Here is a 13593-nt window from a genome sequence, read left to right as displayed (position 1 = left end):
GAGATTTACGAGGCCAGACGCTCGCTGGCCTTGGAACCTGACGTGTTGGGGGCAGCGCCGCTGGCGGGCGTGCTGATCTCTGTCCACACCACATCGAGGGAGAGCCCGAGGACGTCCGCGATGGCGGCGATGGTGGGGAAGGCAGGGGTGGCCACACGGCCCGTCTCGATTTTGCGGAGGGTCTCCGGTGACACCTGCGCATCGAGTGCGACCTCAAGCATGGAGCGCCCGCCCCTGGCGGTGCGCAGCAGGGCGCCGAGGCGCTGTCCGCGCTCCACCTCTTCGAATGTGAGCGGCAATCTAACCATGGGTACAACTATACCGGGATAATTTGGCCGGTATAGTTATTGGATGATTGAGATCCTGAACTCCGCCGAACTGGCACGGGCAAAAGAGGCGGGCGCCCTGGTCGCGAACATTCTGCAGACACTGAAAAGCCGGAGCACGGTGGGTACCAATCTCCTGGACATTGACCGGTGGGCCAAAGCGATGATCATCGAGGCCGGAGCAGAATCCTGCTACGTGGACTACGCGCCGTCCTTTGGGCGCGGCCCGTTCGGCCATTACATCTGCACCGGCGTCAACGATGCGGTGCTCCATGGATTGCCGCACGATTACCAGCTTGCCGACGGTGACCTGCTGACCCTCGACCTCGCTGTCCTTAAGGGCGGTGTGGCCGCAGACTCTGCCATCAGCTTCGTGGTGGGGGAGTCGAAACCGCCCGAGAGCATCAGCCTGATCGACGCCACCGAGCGGGCACTGTCTGCAGGGATAGCCGCGGCAGGTCCGGGTGCCCGCATCGGTGATATTTCCCATGCCATCGGCTCCGTTCTCAGCGAGGCAGGCTACCCCGTCAACACACAGTTCGGCGGCCACGGCATCGGCTCAACCATGCACCAGGACCCGCACGTTCCCAACACCGGGCGGCCCGGCCGGGGCTACACATTGCGCCCCGGGCTGCTGCTGGCGCTGGAGCCCTGGGTGATGGCAGATACCGCAGAACTGATCACCGATCCTGACGGCTGGACGCTGCGAAGCGCGACAGGCTGCCTGACTGCACACAGCGAACACACCATTGCCATCACCGAGGACGGAGCGGAAATCCTCACCCTGCCCACCCAAGTTCTCCCGTGATGTTGCGGCCATAACGTATGCTAAGCCTGCTTACGATTCCGGTTTCGGGCGGGTTCGCTGACCTCATGCGGGCCTGGGTTCGGGGGCGGAATTGAGCGGGGCGGGCAACATCCCGGTTAAGCTTTGAACTTGCGCAGATGGGTACAGCCACCGTGTGCAGGCAGGACGGAAACGAACAGGGGCTTGATTTGGCAGGGAATGCAACCTTCAGGCACAGCAACACCGCGCTTCTTTCGGTGAGCAGTGTCGAGGCTCCGAGGATCGTGAGTTCCACCGATTTCGACCGCCGGTTGGCGTCCACACTGCAGCGGCTGAAGTTCCCGCCCCGGCTGCTGGAGCGCGTTGCCGGCGTGACGCACCGCCGCTGGTGGGCAGCAGGGACGTCCTTTGATGACGCTGCCGCCGAAGCAGGCGCGAAGGCCCTGGCCGAGGCAGGCGTGGAAGCGTCCGACGTCGGCCTGCTGATCAACACCTCGGTGACACGGCGCAACCTGGAACCATCCGTCGCGGTGAAGATCCACCACGGGCTGGGCCTGCCGTCGTCGGCCATGAACTTCGATCTCGCCAACGCCTGCCTGGGGTTCGTCAACGGCCTGACCCTGGCCGCCAGCATGATCGACTCCGGCCAGATCAAGTACGCGGTGATAGTCAACGGCGAGGACGCCGAGTCCACGCAGGAAGCCACGCTGGCCCGGCTCGAGCGGCCCGAGACCACGCGCGAGGACTTCAACCGGGAGTTCGCCACCCTCACCCTGGGCTCCGGAGCCGCTGCCGCCGTCCTCGGCCCCGCGGACCAGCACCCCGGCTCGCACCGGATCGTCGGCGGAGTCATGCGCGCCGGCACCGAACACCACGAGTTGTGCGTGGGCGGCATTGACGGCATGGCCACCGACACAAAAGGACTGCTCGACGGCGGCCTGCAGCTCGTCGTCCAGGCCTGGCACGAAGCCCAGCCTGAGTGGGACTGGGCCGCCATGGACCGGTACGTCACGCACCAGGTGAGCAACGCCTACACCAAGGCCATCATCGACGCGATCGACCTGGATCCGGACAAGGTGCCCATCACATTCCCGCACTGGGGCAACGTAGGCCCGGCCTCCCTCCCCATGACCCTCGCCGCCGAAGCGCAGTCCCTTGAAGCGGGGGACCGGGTCCTGTGCATGGGCGTGGGCTCCGGGCTGAACACCGCAATGCTGGAAATCGTTTGGTAGCCGCCGGCTGGCCCGGCGTCCGCAGGGAATGGTCTCGCGACATGGACGTGCCGTCCACCTCTGCCGCCGACGCGCCAGGAACTGTACGCCGCTGGCACCTGCTGGACAACGGCGAAGAGCTGGCCCGCCTCGGCCTGACCCCGGCCGGAACCCTGCTGTGCGTGCACGGCAACCCCACCTGGTCCTACCTGTGGCGGACACTGCTGGCCGCAGGATCAGATCCGGCTCACCCGTGGCGCGTTATCGCGGTTGACCAGCTGGACATGGGCTTCTCGGAGCGCACCGGCACTTTCCGCCGCCTGGCCGACCGGATCAACGACCTCGGCGACCTCACCGACGCCCTGGGCCTGGACGGTCCCGTGGTGACGGTGGGCCACGACTGGGGCGGCGTGATCAGCCTGGGCTGGGCCGTGGCCCACCCGCAGCAGCTCGCCGGGGTGGTCCTCACCAACACCGCCGTCCACCAGCCGTCAGGTTCGGCCATTCCGCCGGCCCTGCGGCTTGCCCTGCACCCTGCCGTGCACCAGTGGGGGACCACGACGTCGGACGCCTTTCTCCGGGTGACACACTCCCTGGCACACCCGCCGCTGCCCGCCATCGTCCGCAAGGCGTACATGGCCCCCTACCGGAGCGCCGACCGCCGGGCCGGGGTGGGGAACTTCGTGGCGGACATTCCCGTGGACGCGTCCCACCCGAGCTTCCCCGCACTCACCGGCGTGGCCGAAGGGCTGCGCGGGCTGAAGGTCCCGGCGCTGATGCTGTGGGGTCCCCGGGATCCCATCTTTTCGGACCGGTACCTCAAGGACCTTCTCACCCGGCTTCCGCACGCCGACGTGCATCGGTTTGAAGGCGCAGGCCACCTCGTGGCTGAGGACCGGAACATTGCCGCGCCCGTCTTCCAGTGGCTCGCGGGAAACCTCGGTGCCGGCGAAAGCAAAGCCCCGAGCGCAGAGGGTGTACCGGCCGGGCCGGAGTCCGCGGCCTTCAGCCCGCTGTGGGACCTGCTCAATGAACAGGCCTCAGGGCCGGCGGGAGGGGACACCGCCGTCGCGGAAATGGCGCCGGACGGCACCACTGCCCGTTCGCTCAGCTGGCAGCAGCTGGACCGGAACATCCTGGACCTCGCGGCGGGGCTGCGGGATGCCGGTGTGGCAAGCGGCAGCCGGGTGAGCCTGATGGTTCCCCCCGGCGTGGACCTGACCGTGGCGCTCTACGCCTGCCTGCGGCTGGGTGCCGTGGTGGTGGTGGCCGACGCCGGGCTAGGAACTAAGGGCCTGAGCCGCGCCGTGAAAGGCGCCACCCCCGATTTCCTCATCGGCATCGACAAGGCGCTCGCCGCCGCATCGGTGCTCGGCTGGCCGGGACGGCGGATCAGCGTGCAGGACCTCCCGGCCGCCCGACGTCGGCTCCTGGGAGTCGAGACCTCCCTCGCGGCCCTGGCCCGGGCCGGCGCCGGCCGCGGTTCACAGCCGACCGAAAGCGCGGATCCGGATGCCCCGGCCGCCGTCCTCTTCACCTCCGGTTCCACCGGCCCCGCCAAAGGCGTTCTGTATACGCACCGGCAGCTGGCCGCGATGCGGGACACGCTGGCCGCAACCTTCGGGATCCGTCCCGGTGCCCGGCTGGTGGCAGGCTTTGCCCCGTTCGCACTGCTGGGGCCGGCGCTCGGAGCGGTGTCGGTAACGCCGGCCATGGACGTCACTGCGCCCCGCACCCTCACGGCAACAGCGCTCGCCGACGCCGCCGCGGCCATCGACGCCACGGTGGTCTTCGCCTCGCCGGCCGCGCTGCGGAACGTCCTGGCCACCCAGGAAAGCCTGAGCGACGCCGGGCACCAAGCGCTGGGAAGCGTCGAACTGCTGCTGTCTGCCGGAGCGCCCGTCCCCGAGCCGCTGCTGGCCGAGGTGCAGCGGCTGCTGCCCCGGGCGTCGCTGCACACCCCATACGGGATGACTGAGGCGCTGCCGGTCACCGACATCAGCCTCGAGCAGATCCAGGCGGCCGACGCCGATGCTGCCGCCGGCACCGTGCCGGGAGCCGGCAACGGCGTGTGCGTGGGAAAGCCGGTGCACGGCGCCCGCGTGGCGGTCATCCCGCTGGCGGGGAACGGCACCGCGCCCGGGTCTCAGCCCGTGACCGAAGCCGGCGTGACCGGTGAGATCCTGGTCAGCGCCCCGCACGTCAAGGAAGCATACGACAGGCTTTGGCTGACCCAGGGGGAGAGCACCAGCATCCCGGGATGGCACCGCACCGGCGATGTGGGGCACTTCGACGCCGCCGGCCGGCTGTGGGTGGAAGGACGGCTCGCGCATGTGGTGACGGCCCCCGGCGCCGTGGTGACTCCGGTGGGTGCGGAACAGGCCATCGAACGGCTGGAGTCCGTCCGGCTCGCGGCCCTCGCGGGGGTGGGACCGGCCGGCACCCAGGCCGTGGTCGCCGTCGTCGAGACCATCCCTCCTGCCCGCAAAGCCGGCCTCGCTGAGCCGGAGCTCGCCGGACTCGTCCGCGGGGCGGCCCTCACCGCTGCCGTGCAGGTTTCCGCTGTGCTCGCCGTCCCCGCACAGCCCACCGACATCCGCCACAACGCCAAGATTGACAGGACCCGGCTGTCCCGCTGGGCTGCGCGAGTGCTGGCGGGCGGCCGTCCGGGGAAGCCGTGAGGGTCCTGGTCACCGGCGCCAGCGGGCTGCTCGGCGGTGAAGTGGCCCGTCTTTTGGTGCGGCAGGGCCATGATGTAGCGACGTTCCAGCGCCGTCCGTCAGGGGTCGACGGCGCTGCTGATTTCCGCGGCTCACTGGCCGACGAGGAGGTGCTCCGGAAAGCAGTCGAGGGCGCGGAAGGAGTCATCCACCTGGCCGCCAAGGTCTCTTTCACGGGCCGGGCGGCGGAGTTTGATGAGGTGAACGTCGAAGGGACCCGACGCCTGCTGCAGTGCGCCCGCGAGGCGGGGGTACGGGACGTGGTGTTTGTGTCCTCCCCGTCCGTGGCCAACTCCGGCGCCGCCATCGCCGGGCTGGGCGCGGACCCGGCGGACCCGGAGCATGCGCACGGCGACTACTCCCGCACCAAGGCCGAGGCCGAGCTGCTGGCGCTGTCTGCCGACGCACCGGATTTCCGGGTCGCGGCGGTGCGGCCCCATATTGTCTGGGGCCCGGGGGACACCCAGCTGGTGGAACGGGTCCTGGCACGCGCCAGCCAGGGCCGGCTGCCGCTGCTCGACGCCGGCGCAGCCCTGATCGACACCACATACGTTGACAACGCCGCAGCGGCCATCGTCGCCGCTCTCCACCGCATGGACCACGTGCACGGCAGGGCGCTGGTGGTGAGCAACGGCGAGCCCCGTCCGGTGAGCGAGCTGCTGGCCGGTATCTGTGCTGCGGGAGGTGTCCCCGCGCCGTCGTGGTCGGTGCCTGGCCGGGTGGCGCGTGCGGCGGGAGCGGTGGTGGAAAAGCTGTGGACCTGGGCCGGGCGGCAAGAGGAGCCGCCAATGACCAGGTTTCTCGCCGAGCAACTCTCCACCGCCCACTGGTTCGACCAGCGCCAGACCCGGGAGCTCCTTAACTGGAAACCCGCCGTCTCGCTCGATGAGGGACTGGCGAGGCTGGCCGAGCACTATGGCTCCCGACGGCGGCGCGGCTAACTGCCACCAGCGAAGACGGGGAGGGCCCGGACGGCGCTGCGCGTAGGGTGGGAGTTGGACGAAAGGAGCACTTCATGAAGAAAATCCTCATGGTACTGACCAGCGTTTCCGAGATCGGCGATACGGGAGAGAAGACCGGCTACAACGTGGCCGAGGCTGCCCATCCCTGGAAGGTGTTCAAGGATTCCGGACACTTCGTCGACTTTGCGTCCATCCAAGGCGGCCAGCCACCGCGCGACGAGGTGGACACGAAAGATCCCACCCAGGTGGCCTTCACGGAGGATGAAACCACGCGCGCCGGCCTCTACAACACGGCCCGCGTGGATGTGGTTGATCCAGGCCAGTACGACGCCGTCTACCTCGTGGGCGGTCACGGGACCATGTGGGACTTCCCCGACAGCGAAGGCCTGCAGAATCTCGTTGCCAGCGTTTACAACAACGGCGGACTGGTAGGCGCGGTCTGCCACGGACCGGCCGGCCTGCTGAACGTGGAACTGGAGAACGGGTTCCGCCTCGTCGAGGGCCGGAAGGTAGCCGCCTTCACCAACGACGAAGAGGTAGCCGCGGGGAAGGACAAAGTCATCCCGTTTTTCCTGGCAGACCGGCTGGAGGAACAAGGTGCCACGCACGTCTTTGCTGATGTCTTCGAGGAGAAGGTAGTGGTTGACGAGCGGCTGGTGACCGGCCAGAACCCGGCCTCAGCTGCCGGCGTAGCCAAGGAGATGGAAAAGCTCTTCGCAGAGGTGATCCACCAGGAAAAAGCCGAGGAACGCCACGAGTCGGAGACCCTGCGCGCTGAGAAGGACGCCGAAAAGGCTGCTGCCGCCGCAGAGGGGGAGCAATAACCCTAGAGCTTAGGCTTGGCCTATGTCTACTGACGATGAGAAGGATCCTCCTGTGCCCGCTGACGTCGAGGGTAAGATCCAGAAGAAGGTTCACGACAAGCCAGCCACAGATGAGCGTGAGGCGCGGACTGACATCGACGGGACGCCTTCGCGCTAGCGGCCGCTTCAGCACCCGAGGTATCGCGGGACTTGACCGGAGTCACCGTGCCCCGGTGCCCCACTTTTCCTGGTGTGCCCAGCTAACCGGAGGAATGCCACCGTGTCCTCTGCAATCCGTTCAGGGCACTCCCACAGGACCATGTGCGCCGCGTCGGGGTAGACCTTCAGGATTGCGCCGGGTATCCGGGCGGCCAGGGTTTCCTGGCTGCTGCGGGGCAGCAGGTTGTCTTCGGCTCCCCACAGGATGAGCGTTGGGGCCTGGATGGTTCGGGATTCTGTGGGCGGGCTGGCTTCGCAAAGCCCGTGCAGGATGCTCTTCCACGCGTGGGCGGGCATCCTTAGTCCGTCCCGGACGCGGTCCTCGAGGTACCGGGCCGGGACGTCGTGGAGCAGGGGAAACCAGGACAGCGAGTCCCGGACCCAGTCCTCGTCCACAGGGTCGGTGAGCGCATCCACTTCGTCCGCGAAGGCGGGCCGGCGGTGCAGGCTCAGGGGAGCCCCCACCAGTACCAGCGCCGTCACCTTTTCGGGGTGAGCGACGGCGAGCTGCTGGGCCACGTAGCCGCCGCTGGAGGAGCCGACGACGGCGGCCCGCGGCACGTCCAGCGCGTCCAGCGCGTCCAGGATCGCGGCGGCGTCCTCGGCCTGCTCCGCAAGGGAGTAGCCGCCTGCGGGTTTGTCCGCCTCACCCTGCCCACGCAGGTCCGGTGCGTAAACCCGGCAGCCGGTCAGCAGGGGGATCAGCCGGTCGAAGCTGTGGCGGGACTCGCCCCAGGCGTGCAGCAGCAAAAGTGGGGGCGGGCCGCCGTCGTCCTGGCTGTTGTTTTGGGCCAGGCACGGCACCGTGATGCCGGTGCGAAGCCGGAGATCCAGGACTTCGAAGTCCATAGCTTCAGGGTACGCCGGGCACAGGGCCTTGAGCGGTGGGGATTATTCGCCTTACAGTGACTGCCTACGACACTTCAGGAGACCGCATGTCCCTTGTCCGCGTACACAACTTCTCGGTCTCCCTCGACGGCTTCGGCACGGGCGAGGGCCAGCAACTGGATGCTCCGTTCGGCCACGCAGGCACGCGGCTGCTGGAGTGGGCCTTCGAGACGCGGACCTTCCGCGCGATGGGCCTTCATGGGGAATCGGAAGGTTCCTTCGGCGTCGACGAGGCGTTCGCCAGCCAGTGGGGAACCGGGGTCGGCGTCGAAATTATGGGGCGTAACAAGTTCGGTCCTCAGCGCGGTCCCTGGGAAAACGAGGACTGGAAGGGGTGGTGGGGCGATAACCCCGTGTTCCACACCCCTGTGGTTGTCCTGACACACCATCCCCGGCCGGTCCTCGAGATGGAAGGCGGAACAACCTTCCATTTTGTTGACGCGGACCCTGCCTCAGCGCTTGAACAGGCCCGTGCCCTGGCCGGCGGCCTTGATGTGAGGATCGGCGGCGGCGCCAGCACGGTGCGGCAGTTCCTCGAGGCTGACCTGATCGACCACATGCACGTCGTCCTCGTGCCGATCGTCCTGGGCCGGGGTGAACGGCTCTGGGACGGACTGGAGGGACTCGAGGAACGTTTCCACATTGAAGCCACACCTTCTCCCCAAGGGGTGGTCCACCTGGTCTTCACCCGTCGCCCGGCCGGGGGTAAGTGATGCTCAACGAGACAGACCTTTTGCATGCCCTGCGGCGGCACTGGGAGTACTCCGGCAAGGACGAGGACATCGCCCACGAGATCTACCATGACGACGCCGTGCTTGAGTTTCCCCAGTCCGGCGAACGGTTCGAAGGTGTGGAGAACTTTCGCGAATGGCGGCGGCAGTATCCGGCGGAGCTCAAATTTCACACCCGGCGGATCACGCACCGTGAAGACCTGGTGGTGGTAGAGAACCTGATCAGTTACGACGGTGCGCCCTGGATGTACACGGTCAGCCTTCTCGAGTTCCGGGATGACCGGGTGGCGCACGAGCGGATCTACATCATGGATGGGTGGGATGCTCCGCAGTGGCGGGCCCCTTGGCGCGCCGAGCAGCCTGCAGACCCACCGCTGCCCGCTCCTTAGCTTCATCACAGCACGAGCCCGGCAACGGACCGCTAGGGTCATTCCATGACCACTGACGCTCTCCGGCCTGTCTATTTCCTTTCGGACAGCACCGGCATCACCGCGGAAACGCTGGGAAACACGCTGCTGACACAGTTTCCCGGGAACGATTTCGACCGCATCACCGTCCCCTTCATAACCACCGTTGAGCAGGCACGGTCCGTCGTTAAAATCATCGACGCCGCGGCCGCCGCCGGACCGGCCCCGCTGGTCTTTTCCACCGCGGTCAGCAGCGAAATCCGCCAGACTTTGAGTACCTGCCGGGGAATCATCGTGGACCTCATCGGCACGTACGTCGAACAGCTGGAGCAGGCGCTGGGCAGCCATGCCAGCGGGGAGCCAGGCCGGGCGCACGGCCTGGGAAACGCCGCGCGATACCAGTCGCGGATGGCCGCCGTCGAGTATGCCATGGAGCACGACGACGGCCAGAGCCTGCGGGCGCTGGAAAAGGCCCAGGTCATCCTGGTGGCCCCGTCCCGGTGCGGGAAGACGCCCACCACCATGTACCTGGCGCTGCAGCACGGGATCTTCGCCGCGAACTTCCCGCTGGTGGAGGAGGATTTCGCAAGGGAAGGGCTGCCCAAGTCGCTCAAGCCCTTCGTGTCGAAATGTTTCGGCCTGACCACCAACCCGCTGCGCCTGAGCCAGGTACGCACCGAACGGCGCCGCGGCTCCTCCTACGCCTCGCTGCGCCAGTGCGGTTTCGAGCTGCGCAGCGCCGAGCGCCTGTACGAATTCCACGGGATTCCCTACCTCAACTCGGCCAGCGTGTCCGTGGAGGAGATGGCGGCCACCATCCTGCAGAAGATGAACCTCAAGCACTAGGAAGAGTTTCACAAATGTGGTGTGGCACACATCATATGGCGCCGTTCTGGAAGCCCTGCCAAGGTGGAGAGGACTTTTGCCCCTACCCGGCCACCGCCGGGAGCCGGGCCTTGGCATTTCACCCTCTGCGAAGGAGCAGTAATTATGGCGACAGACATCCTGTGGTTTTCAGAACTCGGACTCAAGGACCTGGACCGGGTGGGCGGCAAGAACGCGTCCCTGGGCGAGATGGTGCAGAACCTGACCTCCGCCGGCGTCCAGGTTCCTGACGGGTTCGCCACCACTGCGGATGCCTACCGCAACTTCCTGGCCGAGTCCGGCCTGGACCAGCAGATCGTCGACCGGCTCGTGGGCCTGGACACCGATGATGTGACCGCCCTGGCAGCTGCCGGCCAGGAAATCCGGACCCTGATCCGCGAGACGCCCTTCCTGCCCGACTTCGAGAACCAGCTCCGGAACGCCTACCGGGAGCTGGTGGAGAAGCACGGCGGATCCGATGACCTGTCCTGGGCCGTGCGGTCCAGCGCGACGGCGGAAGACCTGCCCGACGCGTCCTTCGCCGGGCAGCAGGAAACCTTCCTGAACGTCCGCGGGATCGAGAACATCCTGGCCGCCATCAAGGACGTGTTCGCGTCGCTCTACAACGACCGCGCGATCGCCTACCGGGTGCACCACAAATTCGAGCACGCGGACGTGGCACTCTCGGCGGGCATCCAGCGGATGGTGCGCTCCGACGTCGGAGCCTCCGGGGTCATGTTCACCATGGACACCGAATCAGGCTTCCAGGACGCCGTGTTCGTCACCTCCTCCTATGGCCTCGGCGAGGCCGTGGTCCAGGGTGCGGTGAACCCGGACGAGTTCTACGTGTACAAGCCGGCGCTGCAGGCCGGCCGCCCCGCCATCCTCAAGCGCGGCCTGGGCGAGAAGGCCCTGCAGATGACCTACACCAGCAGCCAGGAGATCGGCCGCACCATCGATTTCGTCCCGGTGGAGGCGTCCCTGCGGAACCGCTTCAGCCTCAGCGACGAGGACGTGGAGCAGCTCGCCCGGCACGCCGTGGCCATCGAGAACCACTACGGCCGTCCCATGGACATCGAGTGGGGCAAGGACGGGATCGACGGCGGCCTGTACATCCTGCAGGCCCGCCCGGAAACGGTGCAGTCCCGCCGTGCCCCCGGCAGCCAGACCCGCTTCCGCCTCAACGAAACCGGCCCGGTCCTGGCCGAGGGCCGCGCGATCGGCCAGCGCATCGGCGCCGGCAGCGTCCGCATCCTCACCGCCATTGACCAGATGGCTGCCTTCCAGACCGGCGACGTCCTCGTGGCGGACATGACGGACCCGGACTGGGAACCGATCATGAAGCGCGCCTCCGCGATCGTCACCAACCGCGGTGGACGGACCTGCCACGCGGCCATCATCGCCCGGGAACTGGGGATCCCCGCCGTCGTCGGAACCGGCCACGGCACGGACGCGCTGTCCGACGGGCAGGAGGTCACCGTCTCCTGCGCCGACGGCGAGACTGGCACCATCTACCAGGGCCTGCTGGACTTCACGGTGGAGGACACCGGGATCACCAAGATGCCTGATGCTCCCGTGAAGGTGATGATGAACGTGGGCACCCCGGAGCAGGCGTTCACCTTCGCCCAGCTGCCCAACCACGGCGTGGGCCTGGCCCGGCTTGAGTTCATCATCAACCGCCAGATCGGCATCCACCCCAAGGCGCTGCTGAACCTGGACAGCCAGCCGGAGGACGTGCAGGCGAAGATCCGGGAGCGGATCGCCGCGTACAGCAACCCGCGCGAGTACTACATTAAGCGCATGGCCGAAGGCGTGGCCACCATCGCCGCCGCGTTCGCGCCGGAACCGGTGATCGTGCGCATGTCCGACTTCAAGTCCAACGAGTACGCCAACCTCCTGGGCGGGCCGGCCTACGAGCCGCACGAGGAAAACCCGATGCTCGGCTTCCGCGGCGCCTCCCGCTACCTGGAGCCGTCCTTCCGGGACTGCTTCGACCTGGAGTGCGAGGCCCTGTCCTTTGTCCGGAACGAGATGGGCCTGACCAACGTCAAGCTCATGATCCCGTTCGTGCGGACCCTGGACGAGGCCCGCGGCGTCATCGAGCTGCTCGCCGAGAACGGGCTGCGCCGCGGCGAGAACGGCCTGGAGGTGGTCATGATGTGCGAGCTGCCGTCCAACGCGCTGCTCGCCGACGAGTTCCTGGACTACTTTGACGGGTTCTCCATCGGCTCCAACGACATGACCCAGCTGGCGTTGGGCCTGGACCGCGACTCGGCCATTGTGTCCGCAGGGTTTGATGAGCGCGATCCTGCCGTTAAGAAGCTCCTCAGCATGGCCATTAAGGCCTGCCGGGAACGCGGCAAGTACGTGGGCATCTGCGGCCAGGGCCCCAGCGACCACCCGGACCTTGCCGAATGGCTGGTGGAGCAGGGCATCGAGTCCGTCTCCCTGAACCCGGACACCGTGGTGGACACCTGGCTTCGGCTCGCGGACGTCGCGGCGGGCGCTTCCGCCGAGGGCGCCGCTTTGGTGGGAGCGCGCTGACCCCTCCAAGCTTAAGCCGCGTGCCGCCGTCGGGAGTTCCCGACGGCGGCACGCGGGTTCGTAGGAACGGAGCCTTAGTTGCCAGCTGTCTGGATCAGGAATCCTGGTTTACTGCGACCACGATCTTGCCGCGGGTATGGCCCTCCATGTTGCTGCGGAAGGCATCAGCGGCTTTTTCCAGCGGGAAGACCTCGGCAACTTCCACGCGGATCTTCCGGCTGTCCGCCAGGTCGGCGAGTTCCTGCAGGTCGGCTCCCACTGGATTGACCCACATCCACTCGCCGCCGTGCTCTTCCACTTCACTGTCGGCGATCGAGGCATGCCGGCCTCCTTCGGCCAGCACGGCCAGCGTCGCCTCGAGGTTTCCGCCTACGAAATCGGCAACAACGTCCACGCCGTTAGGACCCAGCACGCGAACGCGCTCAGCGAGCCCGTCCCCGTATTCAACCGGCTCGGCTCCCAGGGAGCGGAGGAACTCGTGGTTCTTCTCGGTGGCGGTGGCGATGACGCTGGCGCCCTGGGCAACGGCGATCTGGATGCCAAGGGAGCCCACGCCTCCGGAACCGCCGTGGATCAGGACAGTCTCGCCGGCCTTCAGGCCCAGCCGGTTGAGGACCTGGTAGGCGGTCAGGCCGGCCAGCGGCAGGCCCGCCGATTCGTTCCACCCGAGCGAGGCAGGCTTCCGGGCCACGACCCGCTCCGGGAGCGCGATGTACTCGGCAAAGCTGCCACCGTGGACGTAGTCCTTGCGGCCGTAGGCGATGACCTCGTCGCCGGGCTGGAACTGCCTCGCGTCAATTCCCACCGACTCCACAACCCCTGCCACATCCCAGCCGGGGATGGCGGGAAACTGCAGGTCCATGATGGGATCCAGGTACCCGGCCATGATTTTCCAGTCCACCGGGTTTACTGCTGCTGCCTTGACTTTGACCAGGACCATTCCCGGCCCAACTTTCGGCATCGGCTGATCGCTGTATTCGAGGACGTCCGGGTTTCCGTATGAGCTGTAAGTGATTGCCTTCATGCCTTCCACAACCGCGTGGCGGGATCTCAGTATTCCGGGCCCGGCCACGAAGTGGCGGATAGCACGGGCAGGTAGTTCCGGTGCCGGACAAGTCCGCACTAAGTGCG

At 67.2% G+C, this 13593-nt stretch carries 13 protein-coding genes; 10 read left to right on the top strand and 3 right to left on the bottom strand.

Features of this window, described 5'->3' with window-relative positions; genetic code table 11:
- Positions 1–5: 5 nt before the first annotated feature.
- Entirely contained in the window at positions 6–308 is a 303-nt protein-coding gene (locus AC5RTE_RS09930) for a helix-turn-helix domain-containing protein (RefSeq protein ID WP_494041212.1), read from the bottom strand.
- A gap of 43 nt (positions 309–351) precedes the next feature.
- On the opposite strand from AC5RTE_RS09930, the gene map reads away from it, so the two are divergent.
- From map to AC5RTE_RS09900, 6 genes are all read left to right on the top strand, one after another.
- Positions 352–1134, top strand: a complete 783-nt coding sequence (gene map, locus AC5RTE_RS09925; RefSeq protein ID WP_494041211.1) for a type I methionyl aminopeptidase — start codon at positions 352–354, stop codon at positions 1132–1134.
- A gap of 188 nt (positions 1135–1322) precedes the next feature.
- Positions 1323–2345 carry a 3-oxoacyl-ACP synthase III gene (locus tag AC5RTE_RS09920; protein WP_494041346.1) on the top strand — a complete coding sequence of 341 codons (1023 nt, stop codon included), beginning with the start codon at positions 1323–1325 and terminating at the stop codon, positions 2343–2345.
- Positions 2346–2386: 41 nt separating this feature from the next.
- Entirely contained in the window at positions 2387–5005 is a 2619-nt protein-coding gene (locus AC5RTE_RS09915) for an alpha/beta fold hydrolase (protein ID WP_494041210.1), read from the top strand.
- The gene (locus AC5RTE_RS09910) at positions 5002–5985 is read left to right on the top strand and encodes an NAD-dependent epimerase/dehydratase family protein (RefSeq protein ID WP_494041209.1); all 984 of its coding nucleotides are present in this window, start codon (positions 5002–5004) and stop codon (positions 5983–5985) included. The genes AC5RTE_RS09915 and AC5RTE_RS09910 overlap by 4 nt, the downstream gene beginning before the upstream one ends.
- Before the next feature lie 74 nt (positions 5986–6059).
- The gene (locus tag AC5RTE_RS09905; RefSeq protein ID WP_494041208.1) at positions 6060–6830 is read left to right on the top strand and encodes a type 1 glutamine amidotransferase domain-containing protein; all 771 of its coding nucleotides are present in this window, start codon (positions 6060–6062) and stop codon (positions 6828–6830) included.
- 22 nt (positions 6831–6852) lie between these two features.
- Positions 6853–6987 carry a hypothetical protein gene (locus AC5RTE_RS09900; RefSeq protein WP_494041207.1) on the top strand — a complete coding sequence of 45 codons (135 nt, stop codon included), beginning with the start codon at positions 6853–6855 and terminating at the stop codon, positions 6985–6987.
- An 8-nt stretch (positions 6988–6995) separates the two neighbouring features.
- On the opposite strand, the gene AC5RTE_RS09895 is transcribed toward AC5RTE_RS09900, so the two are convergent.
- The gene (locus AC5RTE_RS09895) at positions 6996–7877 is read right to left on the bottom strand and encodes an alpha/beta fold hydrolase (protein WP_494041206.1); all 882 of its coding nucleotides are present in this window, start codon (positions 7875–7877) and stop codon (positions 6996–6998) included.
- An 86-nt stretch (positions 7878–7963) separates the two neighbouring features.
- Here AC5RTE_RS09895 and AC5RTE_RS09890 point away from each other — a divergent pair, with 86 nt between their 5' ends.
- The 4 genes from AC5RTE_RS09890 (at position 7964) to ppsA (ending at position 12462) form a co-directional block, all read left to right on the top strand.
- Positions 7964–8629: a dihydrofolate reductase family protein gene (locus AC5RTE_RS09890; protein WP_494041205.1), complete on the top strand. Its 666-nt coding sequence runs from the start codon at positions 7964–7966 to the stop codon at positions 8627–8629.
- Entirely contained in the window at positions 8629–9036 is a 408-nt protein-coding gene (locus AC5RTE_RS09885) for a nuclear transport factor 2 family protein (protein WP_494041204.1), read from the top strand. Before AC5RTE_RS09890 ends, AC5RTE_RS09885 begins: the two co-directional genes overlap by 1 nt.
- Positions 9037–9081: 45 nt before the next feature.
- Positions 9082–9900, top strand: a complete 819-nt coding sequence (locus tag AC5RTE_RS09880; protein WP_494041203.1) for a pyruvate, water dikinase regulatory protein — start codon at positions 9082–9084, stop codon at positions 9898–9900.
- 144 nt (positions 9901–10044) lie between these two features.
- Positions 10045–12462: a phosphoenolpyruvate synthase gene (gene ppsA, locus AC5RTE_RS09875; RefSeq protein ID WP_494041202.1), complete on the top strand. Its 2418-nt coding sequence runs from the start codon at positions 10045–10047 to the stop codon at positions 12460–12462.
- 94 nt (positions 12463–12556) lie between these two features.
- Here ppsA and AC5RTE_RS09870 read toward each other — a convergent pair whose 3' ends face one another.
- Positions 12557–13486 (bottom strand): NADP-dependent oxidoreductase, encoded by a 930-nt coding sequence (locus AC5RTE_RS09870; RefSeq protein WP_494041201.1) that lies wholly within the window; start codon positions 13484–13486, stop codon positions 12557–12559.
- Positions 13487–13593: the final 107 nt, after the last annotated feature.

It is taken from the genome of Arthrobacter sp. K41 (assembly GCF_059089645.1).
The sequence above is the reverse complement of the archived record's forward strand: the minus strand, read 5'-3'. Positions and strand labels throughout refer to the sequence as shown.

Bases quoted from the DNA above. Each gene is read 5' to 3' on its own strand.
- AC5RTE_RS09930 (WP_494041212.1), bottom strand. From the start codon at position 308: ATGGTTAGATTGCCGCTCACATTCGAAGAGGTGGAGCGCGGACAGCGC.
- map (WP_494041211.1), top strand. From the start codon at position 352: ATGATTGAGATCCTGAACTCCGCCGAACTGGCACGGGCAAAAGAGGCG.
- AC5RTE_RS09915 (WP_494041210.1), top strand. From the start codon at position 2,387: ATGGACGTGCCGTCCACCTCTGCCGCCGACGCGCCAGGAACTGTACGC.
- AC5RTE_RS09905 (WP_494041208.1), top strand. From the start codon at position 6,060: ATGAAGAAAATCCTCATGGTACTGACCAGCGTTTCCGAGATCGGCGAT.
- AC5RTE_RS09900 (WP_494041207.1), top strand. From the start codon at position 6,853: ATGTCTACTGACGATGAGAAGGATCCTCCTGTGCCCGCTGACGTCGAG.
- AC5RTE_RS09895 (WP_494041206.1), bottom strand. From the start codon at position 7,877: ATGGACTTCGAAGTCCTGGATCTCCGGCTTCGCACCGGCATCACGGTG.
- AC5RTE_RS09890 (WP_494041205.1), top strand. From the start codon at position 7,964: ATGTCCCTTGTCCGCGTACACAACTTCTCGGTCTCCCTCGACGGCTTC.
- AC5RTE_RS09885 (WP_494041204.1), top strand. From the start codon at position 8,629: ATGCTCAACGAGACAGACCTTTTGCATGCCCTGCGGCGGCACTGGGAG.
- AC5RTE_RS09880 (WP_494041203.1), top strand. From the start codon at position 9,082: ATGACCACTGACGCTCTCCGGCCTGTCTATTTCCTTTCGGACAGCACC.
- ppsA (WP_494041202.1), top strand. From the start codon at position 10,045: ATGGCGACAGACATCCTGTGGTTTTCAGAACTCGGACTCAAGGACCTG.
- AC5RTE_RS09870 (WP_494041201.1), bottom strand. From the start codon at position 13,486: ATGAAGGCAATCACTTACAGCTCATACGGAAACCCGGACGTCCTCGAA.